General features: G+C 62.4%; 17 protein-coding genes. 8 read left to right on the top strand and 9 right to left on the bottom strand.

What is annotated here, in order from left to right; all coding sequences use genetic code 11:
- The first annotated feature begins 35 nt into the window (after nt 1-35).
- Nucleotides 36-350, top strand: a complete 315-nt coding sequence (locus FAZ30_RS05740; RefSeq protein WP_124645336.1) for a hypothetical protein — start codon at nt 36-38, stop codon at nt 348-350.
- 277 nt (nt 351-627) lie between these two features.
- Nucleotides 628-846, top strand: a complete 219-nt coding sequence (locus tag FAZ30_RS05735) for a hypothetical protein (protein ID WP_137009014.1) — start codon at nt 628-630, stop codon at nt 844-846.
- Here FAZ30_RS05735 and FAZ30_RS05730 read toward each other — a convergent pair.
- A complete protein-coding gene (locus FAZ30_RS05730; protein ID WP_124645338.1) occupies nt 839-1087 on the bottom strand; it encodes a hypothetical protein in 249 nt (82 codons plus the stop codon). The genes FAZ30_RS05735 and FAZ30_RS05730 overlap by 8 nt on opposite strands.
- A gap of 288 nt (nt 1088-1375) precedes the next feature.
- On the opposite strand from FAZ30_RS05730, the gene FAZ30_RS05725 reads away from it, so the two are divergent.
- Together FAZ30_RS05725 and FAZ30_RS05720 are read left to right on the top strand one after the other, a co-directional pair.
- Nucleotides 1376-2377: a cytochrome-c peroxidase gene (locus FAZ30_RS05725; RefSeq protein WP_199731096.1), complete on the top strand. Its 1002-nt coding sequence runs from the start codon at nt 1376-1378 to the stop codon at nt 2375-2377.
- A 419-nt stretch (nt 2378-2796) separates the two neighbouring features.
- A complete protein-coding gene (locus tag FAZ30_RS05720) occupies nt 2797-4413 on the top strand; it encodes a methyl-accepting chemotaxis protein (protein ID WP_124645340.1) in 1617 nt (538 codons plus the stop codon).
- A 48-nt stretch (nt 4414-4461) separates the two neighbouring features.
- Here FAZ30_RS05720 and FAZ30_RS05715 read toward each other — a convergent pair whose 3' ends face one another.
- On the bottom strand, nt 4462-4725 hold the full coding sequence (locus FAZ30_RS05715) for a hypothetical protein (RefSeq protein ID WP_124645341.1): 264 nt from the start codon (nt 4723-4725) through the stop codon (nt 4462-4464).
- A gap of 112 nt (nt 4726-4837) precedes the next feature.
- Nucleotides 4838-5818: a LysR family transcriptional regulator gene (locus FAZ30_RS05710; protein WP_199731097.1), complete on the bottom strand. Its 981-nt coding sequence runs from the start codon at nt 5816-5818 to the stop codon at nt 4838-4840.
- 168 nt (nt 5819-5986) lie between these two features.
- Between FAZ30_RS05710 and FAZ30_RS05705 the strand changes: the two genes are divergently transcribed.
- The 4 genes from FAZ30_RS05705 to FAZ30_RS05690 are packed head-to-tail and all read left to right on the top strand — an operon-like array spanning nt 5987 to nt 10259.
- Nucleotides 5987-7285 (top strand): MFS transporter, encoded by a 1299-nt coding sequence (locus FAZ30_RS05705; RefSeq protein ID WP_124645342.1) that lies wholly within the window; start codon nt 5987-5989, stop codon nt 7283-7285.
- Between the two features lie 15 nt (nt 7286-7300).
- Nucleotides 7301-8059, top strand: a complete 759-nt coding sequence (locus FAZ30_RS05700) for a class II aldolase/adducin family protein (protein ID WP_124645343.1) — start codon at nt 7301-7303, stop codon at nt 8057-8059.
- Nucleotides 8056-8985, top strand: coding sequence for a 2-hydroxyacid dehydrogenase (locus FAZ30_RS05695; protein ID WP_124645344.1), 930 nt, complete (start codon nt 8056-8058; stop codon nt 8983-8985). The genes FAZ30_RS05700 and FAZ30_RS05695 overlap by 4 nt, the downstream gene beginning before the upstream one ends.
- Nucleotides 8986-9029: 44 nt before the next feature.
- On the top strand, nt 9030-10259 hold the full coding sequence (locus FAZ30_RS05690; RefSeq protein ID WP_124645345.1) for a Zn-dependent hydrolase: 1230 nt from the start codon (nt 9030-9032) through the stop codon (nt 10257-10259).
- A 13-nt stretch (nt 10260-10272) separates the two neighbouring features.
- Here FAZ30_RS05690 and FAZ30_RS05685 read toward each other — a convergent pair whose 3' ends face one another.
- From FAZ30_RS05685 to FAZ30_RS05660, 6 genes are all read right to left on the bottom strand, one after another.
- A complete protein-coding gene (locus FAZ30_RS05685; protein WP_199731098.1) occupies nt 10273-11484 on the bottom strand; it encodes a GGDEF domain-containing protein in 1212 nt (403 codons plus the stop codon).
- 126 nt (nt 11485-11610) lie between these two features.
- A complete protein-coding gene (locus FAZ30_RS05680) occupies nt 11611-11955 on the bottom strand; it encodes a cupin domain-containing protein (protein ID WP_124645347.1) in 345 nt (114 codons plus the stop codon).
- A 66-nt stretch (nt 11956-12021) separates the two neighbouring features.
- The gene (locus tag FAZ30_RS05675; RefSeq protein ID WP_124645348.1) at nt 12022-13419 is read right to left on the bottom strand and encodes an NAD(P)/FAD-dependent oxidoreductase; all 1398 of its coding nucleotides are present in this window, start codon (nt 13417-13419) and stop codon (nt 12022-12024) included.
- Nucleotides 13420-13449: 30 nt separating this feature from the next.
- Nucleotides 13450-14271 carry an AraC family transcriptional regulator gene (locus tag FAZ30_RS05670; protein ID WP_124645349.1) on the bottom strand — a complete coding sequence of 274 codons (822 nt, stop codon included), beginning with the start codon at nt 14269-14271 and terminating at the stop codon, nt 13450-13452.
- Entirely contained in the window at nt 14268-16052 is a 1785-nt protein-coding gene (locus tag FAZ30_RS05665; RefSeq protein WP_124645350.1) for an ABC transporter transmembrane domain-containing protein, read from the bottom strand. The genes FAZ30_RS05670 and FAZ30_RS05665 overlap by 4 nt, the downstream gene beginning before the upstream one ends.
- A 219-nt stretch (nt 16053-16271) precedes the next feature.
- A complete protein-coding gene (locus FAZ30_RS05660; RefSeq protein ID WP_124645351.1) occupies nt 16272-16460 on the bottom strand; it encodes a YgaP family membrane protein in 189 nt (62 codons plus the stop codon).
- Between the last annotated feature and the right edge of the window lie 57 nt (nt 16461-16517).

Here is a 16517-nt window from a genome sequence, read left to right as displayed (position 1 = left end):
ATGCCCAGGCTTCTTGAAGAAAGGGTGGTGCGGACATGACGGAAAGCGAAATTCTGGCTCGGATCAATGCAATGGATGGCAGCCGGGACGGTGCCATGCTGGCGGGTTTCTGGCTGCTGATGGGCTCTCGCTACGATGTCCGCCTGTTTACCCTGGGCGATCTGCGTCAGTTATCCGGCGAAAGCCGCACGCTGTTTCACGCCATCAGTGCAGCTTACCGGTCGCAGCGCTTTTCCATGTTGACACCCGCCATGACCACCATGCTGATGAATATTCTGGTGAGCTACGAGCATGAACAAGCGGTAAAAAGCGACAGGCAACGCCATCAGCCCAGGCTGGGCGAGTGCTGATGGCGGGGTAAGTGGTCCACGCCGTCCAGCATGCTGCAGAGCAGCCAGCCCTACTGGCTTTGGCGCAGGGATGATGCCTTTCCGGGAGCGTCGCTGCAGAACTGGGCAAGTGCTTGCCTGGAGCCTTGTTCTGGGCCTCCCCCAGACCGGCTTGCCTTGGCAATCCGGCACGGCACATCCCAGCCAGCCAAACAATGCCATATGGTTATTTTCATTACTTAACACCTTATTTACTGTCTAATATCTTGATTTGCTTTAATTTAACAATTATTGTCTTGTGGCAATTATTGTTAAGAGTATTCAAGAAATGTTTTCCTTCAGGCAAAGAAATATATCCAGACCGCTGCTGCACCCTGTCTCCGGCAAGGGCAGCAGCAGCAAGGCTGCGCGCTGGATGATGGTTTGTATGGATGCCATCATCGAGCAAATGTGCGGCATCAGCATGCTGTGCCTGCTTATCCTGCTCACGCTGGGTTTCATGTTTTTCTTTAAATAATTCCTGCTACGCCCTTCCTCATGCCAGATCCTGGCATGTCGCCTGCCCTGCCCTTACCTGCCCTGCCCGGCATTCCTGCTGTGGTAAATACCTGCACTGCCATTCTGTTCATTCTCCTGCAGCCATCTATACCACGGGCATTGCCCTGCAATGGTCTGGGGATATTCCGGCTGCCAAATAAAGCATGCTGATATTTTTTGGCTATCAAATGAATTGAAAATATCAATTTACCTACCAGCATTTTGATTTGCGCTATTTGATCTGCGACAAATCAGCCGATCTCAAACTGCCCCATCTTGGCACTCAACCATGGCAACGCATTAATCATCGTGTATGCGGCTTTATTTCATACTGTTTTATGACGGGATAACTCCCACAATTATCCCGACCATCCCATGAAATACGCCATGGCCTGTTTTAAAAGACGCAATAGAATAATTCAGCTACACGGAACATTTGCCGACACACCATGAAATTTTTCGATTCGCTACGCGCAACAATCATTTTTCAACCGCAAATGGAGATGGCAATGCAATTCATCAAATATATCGGCATGATGTTTCCGCTGTGGCTGGCAATATCTGCCAGTGCTGCGCCCAGTATTCAGAGTGAACCTATTCAGCCCATTCCCAAGCCAGTCATCAAGAATCCGGCCATGGTGGAATTGGGCAAAAAACTGTTTTTTGAACCGCGCCTGTCCAAATCCGGTTTCATTTCCTGTAATTCCTGTCACAACCTGTCCACCGGCGGCAGTGACAATCTCACGTCCTCGATTGGCGACCATTGGCAACAAGGGCCTATCCGCTCACCTTCGGTGCTCAACTCCAGCCTGAACCTGGCCCAGTTCTGGGATGGCCGTGCCAAGTCCTTGCAAGAGCAGGCCAGCGGCCCGATTGCCAACCCCAAGGAAATGGCGTCCAACCATGTGCTGGCGCTGGATGTGCTGCGTTCGATGCCGGCCTACGTCAATGAATTCGACAAGGTGTTCGGCAACCGCAATGTCTCAATGCAACAGGTAACCAAGGCGATTGCCGCCTTTGAAGAAACCCTGGTCACGCCGGATTCGCGCTTTGACCAGTGGCTGAAGGGCAACAAGAAGGCGCTGAACACGCAGGAGCTGCGCGGCTACCAGACGTTCAAGACCGCCGGCTGTGTGGCCTGCCATAACGGCCCCGCCGTGGGGGGGAATTCCTTCCAGAAAATGGGCCTGGTAACACCGTATCAGACCAGCAATCCGGCCCAGGGCCGGGCGGGGGTAACCGGCAACGATGCCGACCGCATGTCGTTCAAGGTCCCGTCCTTGCGCAATGTGGCACTGCGCGCGCCCTATTTCCACGATGCAGGCGCCCCGACACTGGAAGCCGCGGTGTCCACCATGGGCAAGCTGCAACTGGGCCGCGCCTTCAACCAGCAGGAAATAGGCGATATTGTCGCCTTCCTGCATACCCTTACCGGCAAACAACCGCAGGTCGTGCTGCCGATTCTGCCGGCATCCAGCAATAACACCCCGCGCCCGACGCCATTCAACTAGAGCGCTCTGCTCCCGTCAGGCAGCTGCGTGCCTTGACACGACAACAGGTCTGCTGAGTTGGCAGGCCTGTTTGCTTTTCAAGCACTACCCAGGTGTTTGCCACGCACAACCCTGACTATCGCTAAAAAATAAGTAGTAACTGATATGGCGCAAGTCCCAGGCCGGCTCGCTGCCCGATGATGGCAGACGCTCAGCCTCGGCTAGCGAAGCCCATACCGACTGCTGGCTGATCCTGCCAGGGCTTATCGCTGCTGTTTACTTAACAAAAATGTCATTTTCATAATCGAAATATTTGTAAAGATCACTTTTAAAATGGCTGAAAATTACCCTACTATCTAAGCTGAAACGATTTAGCTGGTGCTATGCACATGCGTTATACCTGGCCAGCCGTCACTACTTTTTTGATTTCGGGATAAATCATGAACATCACGAAAAAATTATTGCTGACTTTGTCGATTGCGCTGGCCAGCATGTTGCTGGTTGGTGGCTATGCCATTCACGCGCTGCATGACGGGCAGCAGCGCTTCGAATATGTGCGGAACAGTACCTTTCCCGATCTGAAAGTCATGCAGGGAACCCTGCGGGCGGTGGCAGATATCCGTGCCAATACCTTGCGCCATGTGCTGGCCACCACGGCCGAGCAAAAAGCGCTGGCTGAAAAAAACCTGGCCGATGCCGACCAGCGCTTTGACACGCTGATGGAGTCCTATCAGATCAATGCAAGCGCCAGCGACGAAGACCGCCAGCTGCTGGCCGCAGACAAGGCGATGATGGTGCAGTATCGCGAGGGACGCAGCCGGATTCTGGCCTTGTCGCGCAGCAATCAGACCGAACAGGCGGTAGCGCTGACCAATAACGAATTTGCCCAGACCGCCACTCAGCTGATGCAGGCAGTAGAACAGCATGCCAAGTTCAATTACCGGCTGGCCGAGCAACTGGCGGCCGACAACGACCGCACTTACCAGACCGTATTTGCCGTGGCACTGGGGCTGATGGCGCTGGCGCTGCTGGTGACCGGCGCGCTGGCCTTGCTGTTGTACCGCACCATCAGCCACGGGCTGGGCTCCATCCAGCACACCATCGAGGCGGTCAGCAGCCAGCGGGATTTCCGCCTGCGCGCCGACAGCAGCAGCCAGGATGAAATCGGCCTGACTGCCCGTGCCTTCAACCAGCTGCTGGATGGCCTGCAACAGGCGTTTGGCCAACTGGCCGATGGCGCGCATCAGGTGAAGCGCTCGTCGCAAGAGCTGGCACAAACCGCCAACGAGGTGTCGATGGCCTCTGGTGCGCAGAGCGAGGCCTCGGCCAATATCGCCGCCACCATCGAGCAGATGACGGTGAGCATCAACCATGTGGCCGAGCAGTCGGCCGAGCAAAGCGCCGGGGCCAAATCGGCGCAGACGCTGGTCGAAGACAGCAGCGGCATCATCGAACAGACCATCCACGACATTCACCAGATTTCCCAGGTGGTAACCGTGTCGGCCAGCAGCATTCACGAGATGGAAGCACACAGCGGCGAGGTGGCGACCGTGATCAATGTGATCCGCGATATTGCCGACCAGACCAATCTGCTGGCGCTCAATGCCGCCATCGAGGCCGCCCGCGCCGGCGAACAAGGCCGCGGCTTTGCCGTGGTGGCCGACGAGGTACGCAAGCTGGCCGAGCGCACCACCAAGTCGACCCAGGAGATTTCCTCCACCATCGAGGCCATGCTGGGCAATGCCGGCCAGGCCACCGCCCAGATGCAAAAGGCGGAAGAGCTGGTGAAAGTGGGCGTCACCCGCGCCGATCAGGCGGCGGTGGCCATGCGTCGTATCGGCGAACTGGCCGGCGGTGCAGTACAGGGCAGCGATGCCGTGGCCGCCGCCATCCAGCAGCAGGGCGAGGCCAGCAACAATATTGCCGCCATGGTGGAAAGAACGGCGCAGGCTTCGGAAGAGGCCAGCGCGGCAGCCCAGCATACGGCGCAGAATGCCGCCCAGCTGGATGAGATGGCGCGACAGCAGGCGGATATTCTCGCCCGCTACCAGGTGTGATGGTGCAGCCGTCCCGGGCCGTGCTCAGGGCGCGGCCGGGCGGCTGACTCAGGCCTTGGTATTGATCAGCGAGCCAACATTGCCGCCCAGGCTGGCCGGTTGTTCTGTCGCCGGCGTGGGGGTGAACGGTGCCGGCGCGGGTGCCGGACGACTGCTGCTAATGGTTTTGGGCATAGTGCTGCCATAGCTGCTGGCGGGTGAAATCGGCATGGCCATCTTGCTGGACTCCTGGCGGTCTGGTGGTGGTATCTGGATGGTCCCGGCACAAGCCAGCAAGCCCGGCAGGGGATGCCCGGCTACTGCAATATCCATACCAGCCTTTTATCGAGCCGATTTTTCTTTTCTTATCATTGCTTTACATCTCTTGACGCCAATCTTGCCGCCGGCAGGCAATCTTTGCCGCCAGCTGCCGGTTGGTCGCGCGTCAACTGCCGTCTTTTTCTTCCAGCCCTGGCAAGCAGCGCTGCAGCCCCTCCAGAAATACGCTTTCCGCCGTACCCAGCTTCTGCTCCCGGTTCCACAGCAGATAGAGATCCAGATCGGCAATGCCTGCGGCTGGCGGCAGCCGCCATAGCTCGCCTTGTGCCACATCGCGGGCCGCCACGTGTTCCGGCAGGCTGCCGATGCCAAAGCCGGCGCGTACCAGCCGCCGCACTTCTTCCAGGCTGGATGATGCCGCAATGATCTTGCCGGTATAGCCTTGCTGGTCGCGGAAGATGGTCAGCGGCGACAGGTTGCCGCCAATCTGGTCGCTGATGAAGCTGACAAAATCCTGCCCCTGCAATGACTCCAGCGTCAGATCGCTGCGGCCGAACAAGCGATGGCTGCGGCCACAGTAAAACGCATAACGCTGGGTGATGAGACAGCGCCGCTCCAGCCGTGCCTGCGGCAGGCGGCACAGGCCCAACCCCAGGGTGGCGGTTTTTTGCAGCAGGCCGCTGATGATGTCGGCGCTGCGCATGACTTCCACTTCCAGTTCCACCCGTGGGTACTGCTGGTGAAAACGGGCCAGATAGGCATCGTAGCCGGCCACCTCCAGCCCGGTGGCACACAGTATGCGCACCTTGCCCAGCATGTCCTCGCTGCGGCTTTCCAGCGCGGCACTCAGCCGCGACACATTGCCGTAGATGTCGCTGGCAATGCGGAAGATTTCATCGCCGGTTTCCGTCAGCGCGAAGCGCGTCCCCTGCCGCAGTATCAGTGTGCATTGCAACTGTTCTTCCAGCCGTTTCAAGGCCTGGCTCACCGCCGACTGCGTGACATGCAGGCGGGCAGCAGCCCGGCTGATGCTGCTTTCCTGGGCGATTACCAGATAAGTCCGTAGCAGATTCCAATCCAGCCTGTCGCTCAGAAAACGCCGTCCTGCTGTCATGTTGGCCTGGGTTGTCCCTGTTGTTTTTGCCATGTTCAGCCCTCCTGTTACTCATTAATTCTGCTTATTTTAAGCTTCAATTTTGATAATTTTACTAATGGTAATGCCCATGCGATAAACCCTCACCGCGCCAACAGAGCGCAGACCGACGTGCATGTCACCCGATCTCGAACACGTATCTACAAAAAAGAGGAATCCCCCATGTCACAAGCCTCCAGCCAGTCGCGCCGAGCCGCGGCGGCCGCCTTCATCGGCACCACCATCGAGTTTTACGATTTCTACATCTATGCCACCGCTGCCGCCCTGGTGCTGGGCCAGGTGTTTTTCCCCAGCAGCGACCCCACGCTGAGCACGCTGGCGGCCTTTGCCACCTTTGCCGTCGGCTTTATCGCCCGCCCCATGGCCGGGATGGTGTTCGGCCATCTGGGTGACCGGCTGGGGCGCAAGAAAATGCTGCTGTTCACCATGATGCTGATGGGCGTGGCCACCGCCGGCATCGGCCTGTTGCCCAGCTATGCCAGTGCCGGCATCTGGGCGCCCATTGGCCTGGTGGCCTTGCGCTTCATCCAGGGCATTTCGGTGGGTGGCGAGTGGGGCGGGGCCGTGCTGATGGCCAGCGAACACGCACCGGCCAAGCGCAAAACCTTCTATGCCTCGTTTGCCCAGCTGGGCAGCCCGGCCGGGCTGATTCTGTCGCTGATCGCCTTCCGGCTGGTCACCTCGCTGGATCAGGCCGACTTTCTCAGCTGGGGCTGGCGCCTGCCCTTTCTGGCCAGCGGCCTCTTGATGTGCGTGGGCCTGGCCATCCGCATCGGCGTGGACGAGTCGCCGGAATTCAAGGCCGTACAGGCCGAACAAAGCACGGCGAAATATCCGGTACTGGAAGTGATACGCGATTGCTGGCGTGAAATCCTGTTCGCCGCCGCCGCCGTCACCATTGGCTCGGCCGGCTTCTTCTTCACCAACACCTTCATGATCACCTATGTGACCCAGTATCAGGGCATTGCCCGTTCCACCATTCTGGACACGCTGTTCCTGGTGACCATCCTGCAATTCCTGTCGCAGCCCTGTTCCGCGCTGCTGGCCGAGAAGATCGGCGAGGGGCGCTTCCTCAAGATCGTCTCCCTGCTGTGCGTGGTGCTGCCCTATCCCATGTTCCTGCTGGTGCAAACCGGCAACATCCTGCTGATGACCGTGGGCATCGCCATGGCGGTGGTCACCCTGTCCGGCCTGTATGCGGTGATTGCCGGTTATATGGTCGAGGCCTTTCCGGTGCGGCTGCGCTATTCCGGCATTTCGCTGGCCTACCAGCTGATCTGCGCCCTGGCCGGCGGCACCACGCCGCTGATCGGCACCTGGCTGGCCAGCCGCTTTGCCGGCGAATGGTGGCCGCTGGCGCTGTTCTTCTCACTGTTGTCCCTGGTGTCTTTTGTCGGCGTGGCCGGGCTGGCCCGCCTGCGGCGGCAGAGCACACCCCCCGAGCTGGTCTTTGTCCGTTAACCCCTGGAGAACCTCATGAATCAAGCGGCCCGATTTTCCCCTGAAGAATGGCAGGCGCGTTGCGAGCTGGCAGCGCTGTACCGGCTGATCGCCCATTTCCGCATGACGGACATGATCGACACCCATATTTCGCTGCGCATCCCCGGCCCCGAGCATCATTTCCTCATCAACCGCTACGGCGTGCTGTTCCAGCACATGCGTGCTTCCGACCTGGTACGCATCGACCAGCATGGCAATGTGGTGGGCGGTGACGGTGAGGTGCAGCGCGTCAACAAGGCAGGCTTTGTCATCCATTCTGCCGTGCACATGGCCCGGCCCGACCTGCACTGCGTGGTACACACCCATACCGCAGCCGGCATGGCGGTGTCGGCACAGGAACATGGCCTGCTGCCGATTACCCAGCATGCGCTCAAGTTTTACGGCCGGCTGAGCTACCACGAGTACGAGGGCATTGCCCTGTCGCTGGAAGAGCGCGAACGGGTGGTGGCCGACCTCGGCCCGCACAACAAGGCGCTGATCCTGCGCAACCACGGCCTGCTGGCCGGTGGCCGCTCGGTGGCCGAAGCCTTCCACGAAATCTACTTCCTGGAGCGCGCCTGTCAGGCACAGGTACAGGCCATGGCTGGCGGCGCACAGCTGCACTACCCCAGCGAGGCGGTGCGCCAGCACACCTCGGCCCAGTTCGCCCGTAGCGATGAAGAAGAAATCATCGCCCTGGGCTGGCAGGCGGCGCTGTCGCTGATTGCCGATCAACAGCAAAGCTATGCCTCATGAGCACGGTGGTGCTACTCACCGACGATGCCGAACTGATCGAAGCGCTGCGCCAGGCCTTTGCCCAGGTGGCACCCGCACTGTGCGTGCTGCAAGCGCACGAGGCGGGTGCCAGCGAAGCGGAAGTTGCCGCCTGCTGGTTTCCGCCAGCAGGCAGCTTGCAGGCATTGCCCCGGCTGCGGCTGATCCATTCGGTCTCCGCCGGCATCGAGCACCTGGACACAGCCGGCGGCTTGCCGGCCGTGCCGGTGTGCCGGGTGGTGGACCCGGAACAGCGCCAGGGCATGGTGGAGTTCATGCGCTGGGCAGTCATCCACTATCAGCGTCATTTCGACCTGGTGCTGGCCAACCAGCGCCAGGCGCGCTGGCAGCGGCCGCCGCAATGCCCCGCTAGCGCATACCGGGTGGGCGTGCTGGGACTGGGCTCGATGGGCAGCGCCGTGGCACAGGATCTGGCCGGGGCCGGCTATGCGGTACGCGGCTGGTCGCGCAGCCCCAAGACGCTGGCCGGGGTGGGCTGTTACCACGGCGACAGCGGCTTGCAGGACTGCCTGGCCGGGCTGGATCTGCTGATCAATCTGCTGCCGCTGACCACCGCCACCGCAGGACTGCTGGATAGCCAGCTGTTTGCCGCACTGGCCCCCGGCGCAGTGCTGGTGAATGGCGGCCGTGGCCAGCATGTGGCGGCTGCGGATCTGGCAGCAGCCCTCGGCAGTGGCCAGTTGCGCGCGGCCTTGCTCGACGTGTTCGAACAGGAACCGCTGCCAGCCGCTCACCCGTGGTGGCGCACGCCGGGCGTCACCGTCACGCCGCACATGGCTTCGGCCGCCTCGGCGCGCTGCATTGCCAGCCAGATCGCAGAAAACACCCGGCGGCTGGCCGCAGGCGCAGCCCTGCTGCATCGCGCCGATCCGGCGCTGGGCTACTGAAGCCCCGCCGCGTAAACAAACACAAACAATTGAGGAGAACGACAATGCTGACCGTGAATGGTCCACGCTTATGGAATAGCCTGATGGACATGGCCAAAGTCGGCCCCACCACAGCAGGCGGCAATTGCCGGCTGGCCCTGTCGGCGGAAGACTTCGCCGGCCGCGCCCTGTTTGCCGACTGGTGCCACCAGGCCGGCATGAGCCTGGACACCGATGCCATCGGCAACCTGTTTGCCCGCCGCCCCGGCCGCGACCCGCAAGCCATGCCGGTGGTGATGGGCAGCCATCTGGATACCCAGCCGGCCGGCGGCCGCTTTGACGGCATCTATGGTGTGCTGGCCGGGCTGGAAGTGGTACGCAGCCTGAACGATGCCGGCATCACCACCGACAAGCCGCTGGAAATTGCGGTATGGACCAATGAAGAAGGCGCGCGCTTCACTCCGGCCATGCTGGGTTCGGCGGCGTTTTGCGGTGTATTGCCGCTGGACGAGGCCCTGGCCGCAGAAGACGCACAGGGCATCAGCGTGGCCACCGCGCTGGCCGGCCATGCCGGCAACCTGCCGCTGGGCCGGGCGTTTGATGCCTATTTCGAAGCCCATATCGAACAGGGGCCGATCCTGGAACAGGCCGGCCTGCCCATCGGGGTGGTGACGGGCGGCCAGGCCATCTGCTGGCTGGATGTGCTGGTCACCGGCAGCCCGGCCCACGCCGGCACCACGCCCATGGCCCTGCGCCGCGATGCCCTGTTTGCAGCCAGCACCATGATCAGCCGGCTGGAACAGCTGGCCGGTGAATTCAGCCCGCACGGGCTGGTGACCGTGGGGCAGCTGGCCATTCCCGGCTCCTCGCGCAATACCATTCCCGGCCAGGTCCACTTCACCATCGACCTGCGCCACCATCAGGACGCGCAGATCGCGGCCATGGAGCAACGCGCCCGCGCCGTACTGCAGGAACTGGCAGCGGCGCGCGGCCTGACGGTCGACATCCAGCAGCACTGGTTCAGCGCCGCCACGCCGTTCGACCGCGACTGCATCGCTGCCGTGCAGCAGGCGGTAACGGCCTTGGGCTATCCGCATCAGGAGATTGTCAGCGGTGCCGGCCACGACGCCATCCATCTGGCACGGCACTGTCCTACCACCATGATCTTCATCCCCTGCGTGGGCGGCATCAGCCACAACGAGGCGGAAGACGCGCTGCCACACGACGTCCGCATGGGGGCCGATGTGCTGTTGGGTGCGGTGCTGCAAAGGGCCGGAGGACAGCCGCAAGACTGACGCCAGGCGGCGCTCAGTCGCTGCCCACCGCCATGGCATCCGTCGCCAGCTGCAGCTGGTTGCGCCCCTGCTGCTTGGCGCGATACAGCATGCGGTCGCAGCAGGCCAGCAGGTCGGTGGCGTGGCGCAAGCCCGGCAGACTGGACAAGGCCGCACCCACGCTGATGGTGAGATGCGGCAGCCCGTCCGGGCGGTGGCGGTGTTCTACCTGCAAGGCCGCCACCTGCTGCAGCAGGCGCTGGGCGATGTGCTGCAGCTCGTCCTGATGGCCGCTTTGCAGCAGGATGGCAAACTCTTCGCCGCCATAGCGGAACGCTCTGGCCTGCCCGCTGCGCAGGCTGCCCACCATGGCGCTGGCGACCTCGGCCAGCACATGGTCGCCTGCCAGATGGCCATAGTGGTCGTTATAGGGTTTGAAAAAATCGATATCCACCAGCAGCAGGGCAAAGGGCCGGCCATGCTGGCCCATCTGCAGCCAGAGCTGCTCCAGCTGCAGATCAAAGGCGCGGCGGTTGCCCACCTGGGTGAGCGCATCGGTGGAGGCCAGCATTTGCAGCCGCCGGTTCAGCGAGGACAGTTCGTTCTTGCACCTTGCTTCTTCCCGTGAGGCATAAAAAGCCAGCCGCACGCTGCTGGTGGTATTCCAGCTCATGAACAGGCAGAACAGCAGCACCGGCAGGTAGACCAGCGAGAACACCAGCAGCGGCTTGCTGTCCTGCGGGTTCATCAGCGCCACATTGCCCATGATCACCAGTGAAATGGCCAGCGAGCTGGCCAGCGCACCCTTGAACGACACCCGCACGCCCAGATTGGCGAACACGATGAAAATCAGCGAGGCATAGAGAAAAGTGGGCACATCCGGCGAGTGGCTGCGCTTGAGCAGCTCGAACCAGGCCACGGTGGCAATCAGGTCGTGCAGCGGCATCAGCTGGTCCATCAGCAGGACGTTGCGGCTGCGGCCAAACACCAGCCAGATATCCAGCAAGGCCACCAGCAACAGGGCAGCGCGCAGCAGCAGTGATGCTTGCGCCATGTCAGGAATCAGCAGGGAATCGGCCAGCACATAAGAGAAAAATGCCAGCGCGGCGATGATATTGGTCAGCAGCAGGAAACCGCGATGATGCTGCCAGATATAGCCTTCAAATTCCGGCCACAGTGCTTTGGGGATGGTGACCCGCCAGCGGCCTGGCAAGGCGAGCGGCTGGTCTGATGCAGTATTGAACACGGGATTCTGCTTCGGCATGCAGCAGCCATGAGGGGAGAGCGGCCAGTTTAGGCCAAGCCCCGCTACCCCGTCCACCGCGACATGCCGTCGTCCTTATCGCCGCTACCGCGGCTTCTGCGCTTGTTCTCAGTCCGGCCACAGCACATAGGATTTGCGCACGGTTTCCGTCACCTCCCACACCCCCGCGCTATTGGCGGGAAAAAACAGTGCATCGCCGGCGCGAATGTCGATGGCCTCCCCATCATCGGGGATAAAGCGGCAACGCCCCTGGATAAAGTGGCAAAACTCCGCCTGCATGATCTGGCGCCGCCAGCGGCCGGGGCTGCATTCCCACACGCCGGTTTCCACGCCGTCCGGGCGCTCGACGGCATGCACGCGGGTGGCCGCGTGCGGCAAGCTCAGCGGCATGGCCACCGGGCTGGCTGCGGATAGCGGAAGCGCGCCGCATTGCGGCAGCAGGGTAATCGACATGATGCTTCTCCTGTTAGCTGGCACTCACTGTAAATGGTCTGGCCTTGTGGCAAGGGGCGGTGCTGGCTAGCGCATCAGGCTTTCCATCCGGTCGGCCAGCCGCTGCACCAGCCGACGCTGCCATGGCGGGCTGGCGGGGTTGTTCAGCGTCTGGTCTTCCCAGACAAAGCTCTTGATGATGGCGTTGTAGCCCAGCCAACGTAGTGGCTCCGGCTCCCAGCGGCCCAGGCTGGCCACGGTTTTTACCCAGGGCTGGCGGGTCAGCAGTGTGTCCTTGCCCAGCATCAGCTCGGCCAGGGTACGGCCAGCCAGATTGCTGGCACCCACGCCCTCACCGCCATAGCCACCGGCCCAGGCCAGACCGTGGCCGGCATCGCACACCATATGGGGCTGAAAACGCCGTGCCGCACCCAGATTGCCGCCCCAGCCATGGGTAATGCGCGCCCCGGCCAGCATGGGAAACAGCTCCACCATCAATTGGCGGCGCAGATTGATTTCGTCCGGGCTGAGATTGAAGTTCTGCCGCAGCCGGCCACCAAAGCGATAGCCGCCACGGGCACCAAACACCAGCCGATTGTCGCGGCTGCGCTGGCCATAGCTGACCTGCCGGCTGTTTTCGCTGAAGGCCTGGCCGTGTTCCAGTCCGATTTCCTGCCACAGCGCCTCGGACAAGGGTTCGGTGGCGATGATCAGGCTTTGCACCGGCAACTGATAACGGCCAAACGGCGGCAGGGTGCTGGCATAGCCTTCTACCGCCGGCACCACCCAGCGCGCCCGCACCCGGCCGTGGGCGGTGCGCAGCTCGCCGGCACGCAGCGTGTCGACACGGCTTTGTTCGTGGATGGCCACCCCCATGCCTTCGACACAGGCGGCGAGGCCACGTACCAGCCGCGCCGGCTGAATGGTGGCCACATGGGGCGAAAACACCGCGCCATACGGCGTGGCCAGACGCAGCTGCTGGTTCAATTCGGCCACCTCCAGCCAGCGATAGTCTTCCTCGCCGTGGCCATGGGCGCGCCAGTCGACCAGTTGCTGGCGCAGCCGGCTTTCCTGCTCGGGATAGCGGGCGGCACAGTACAGCACCCCGCCCTTGCGATAGTGGCAGTCAATGCCTTCGCGGGCGATGACCCGGCCCACTTCGTCGGGAATGTCATGCAGCAGTGCGCGGCTATGGCTGCGGGCGAGCGGGTCCAGCCCGGCCAGCAGCCGGTCTTCGCCCAGCACCTCGCCAATCACCCAGCCACCATTGCGGCCGGATGCGCCAAAGCCGGCGATCTCGGCTTCCAGCACCACGATGTTCAGATCCGGGGCCTGCTGTTTCAGGTAATAAGCCGTCCACAGCCCGGTAAAGCCGGCACCGACAATGGCGACATCGGCTTCGATATCGCCGTGCAGCGCCGGGCGCGGCTGCAGGCTGTCGCCCAGCTGTTCCATCCACAGGCTGATATTGTGTGTTGCGCCCATCGGCAGGCCTCCATGCAAGAAGCCTGCAGCTTAGTCCTTGTCCGGCTGGCTGGTCGTCTGTGCGGACCCGCACGGAAAACGCCGCAGCCAGGTGGCGGGGGTCAGGCCGGTATGGTCGCGAAAACAGCGGTAGAACACCGATAGCGAATTGAAGCCGGCGGCAAAGGCCAGCTGGTCGATGCGCGCCATGCTGTCGGCGGCGGGCAGGCTGGCCAGCAGATGCTGCAGCCTGGCCTGATTGACGTAGCGGTAAAAGCTTTGCCCCAGTACCTGGTTGAGCAGATAGGACAGCTGGTTGCGGCTGTAGCCGGTGGCGCTGGCCACGGCCGCCAGATTGCAGTCGGCCTGCAAATAAGGCTGCTGCAGACGGAAATAGCTGTGCAGGTCTTCCGCCATGCGCCCCAGCTGGCGTGCCGACAGGCCCAGCCTTTGCAGCGGACTGCGCTGGCTGGTCGCGCCGCTGCCAGCCTTGCTGCCGTGTTGCAGGGTGGCATATTCGCGCACGCGCCAGATCAGCCCGTCGCGCACGCTAATGGCTTCGCTGCTCTGAAAGGAAGCCAGCCCGCCACTACCGCGCAACACCAGCTGGTACTGGATGAAGGCGGTATCGCCATCCACGCGGATGCGGTCGCAGTGCTCCAGCCGCTCGGCCTCGCCCTGTGGCAGGGACGCCTGCACGTAGTCACGCAGCTCGGCCAGCCGGAACACCCGGTTCTGCAGGAAGTCGTGATAACTCACCTGCGGGTGGTACAGCGCCAGAATGTCCTCCAGCCGGCGCTGCTTCCACGCCTGGTGGTAGCGCTCCACCACGGCCCGGGTCAGCCCGGCGTCGCCCTCGGCCGCCTCGCTCATGCCGGCAAGGCTCCCGCCTCGGGGCCGAACTGCAAGGCCGCCAGCCGCGCATACAGCGGCGAGCTGTGCAGCAGCTCATCATGCCGGCCCTGCGCCACGATACGTCCCCCTTCCAGCACCACGATGCGGTCGGCCTCTTTCACCGTGGCCAGGCGGTGGGCAATCACCAGCGTGGTGCGATTGTGCGCGGCACGTTCCAGCGCCTGCTGTACCAGCTGTTCGGATTCGGCATCCAGCGCACTGGTGGCTTCGTCCAGCAGCAGGATGGGCGGGTTTTTCAGGATGGCGCGGGCAATGGCGATGCGCTGGCGCTGGCCGCCGGACAGACGCACGCCGCGCTCGCCCAGATAGGTGGCATAGCCTTGCGGCAGCGCCTGGATGAAATCGTGGGCGGCGGCGGCACGGGCGGCAGCGAACACTTCTTCATCGCTGGCACCGGGCCGGCCGTAGCGGATGTTTTCCAGCGCACTGCTGCCAAAGATCACCGAATCCTGCAGCACCACGCCGATATGCTGGCGCAAATCGGCCAGGGCCAGTTGGCGGATGTCCACGCCGCCCAGGCTGATTGCACCCTGTTGCGGGTCGTAGAAACGCAGCAAGAGCTGGAACAGCGTGGACTTGCCGGCACCGGAGGGGCCCACCAGCGCCACATGCTCGCCGGGAGCCAGTTCCAGATCAATCTGGCTGAGCGAAGGCTGCTCCGGCCGCGAAGGATAGGCAAAGCTCACCTGCTGCAAACGCAGCCGACCAGCCATGGGCAAGGCATGCGGCTGGGCCGCTTCGGTCACCGGCGAGGTCAGCTGCAGCAGTTCCATCAGCCGTTCGGTGGCGCCAGCGGCGCGCTGCACATCGCCCCACACCTCGGCCACCGCGCCGATGGCACCGGCCGTCACCACCGCATACAGGATGAACTGCGCCAGCAGGCCGCCGCTCATCTGTCCGGCCAATACCTGCTGCGCACCCAGCCACAGCACGAACACGATGGCACCGAAGATCAGCATGATCACCGCCACCGTCAGCAAGGAGCGGGCGCGGATACGCGCCAGCGCCGTGGCAAAGCTCAGTTCCACCGAGCCGACAAAGCGGCCGGCTTCCTGTGCCTGCTGGTTGAAGGCCTGCACGGTGGGGATGGCATTGAGCACCTCACCGGCCATGGCGCTGGAATCGGCAATGCGGTCCTGGCTGGATTTGGACAGCGCCCGTACCCGACGGCCAAACAGCACGATGGGCAGCACCACCAGCAATAGCGTCACCAGGATGTAGCCGGTGAGGCTGGGGCTGGTCATGCCCAGCATCACCAGCCCGCCCAGCATCAGCAAGACATTGCGCAGGCCCATCGACAGGCTGGTGCCGATCACCGTCTGCACCAGCGTGGTGTCGGTGGTGAGGCGCGACAGCACCTCGCCGGTCTGGGTGGTTTCGAAATACTGCGGACTCATGCTGATGACGTGACGATAGACGGCGCTGCGCACATCGGCAGTTACCCGTTCACCCAGCCAGGACACCAGGTAAAAGCGCCCGGCGGTGGCCAGCGCCAGTACCACGGCCACGCCGAACAGCATGAGGAAATACTGGTTGATATGGCCGGCATTACGGCTGGAAAAGCCCTGATCGATCAGCACCCGGAAGGCCATCGGCAATACCAGGGTGGAGACCGCGGCCACGGTAAGCGCCAGCAAGGCCAGCAGGGCGCGGCGGCGATAGGGGCGGACAAAGGGCAGCAGCCCCAGCAAGGGGCTGATGCGTTGCAACAGGGGGCGGGCAGGTGGTGTGGCAGACATGGGCAGACCCGATGAAAACAAGGCTGTCAGGCTACACCATGCCACCGGCTACGGCCATTCGGGCGGTATCAGCCGATTGGCGGTCCTGGAGCCATCCACGATCTAGCGAACGAAGGGTCAGACAAGGCGAAATGGCGTGAAAAAGCGGAATGGACATGGAGTCCATGAGCATTTTGAACGACATTTCAACGCAGGATCACCCGAGTATCGCAGATCGTGTTATTTGAGCTTGCAGGTCTTGATGCCGAAGGGCAGATAGGCCGGACACCAGCCAATCAGCCCGGTGGCCAGCGGCACGATGCCAATCCAGCCCCACACCGGCAACAGGCCGGCCACGGTGGCGATGATCAGGGCGATGCCGATGACAATGCGCAGGGTGCGGTCGATACCGCCTACATTCGGGGACATGTGCTTCTCCTCAGGTTGGGGCCATGCAGATGGCGATGAGGAGAGACTAGGCCTTGC

This window comes from Aquitalea aquatilis (assembly GCF_005155025.1).
GTDB lineage: Bacteria > Pseudomonadota > Gammaproteobacteria > Burkholderiales > Chromobacteriaceae > Aquitalea > Aquitalea aquatilis.
Note: the sequence above shows the minus strand (reverse complement) of the source record. Positions and strands in the feature narration are given on the sequence as shown.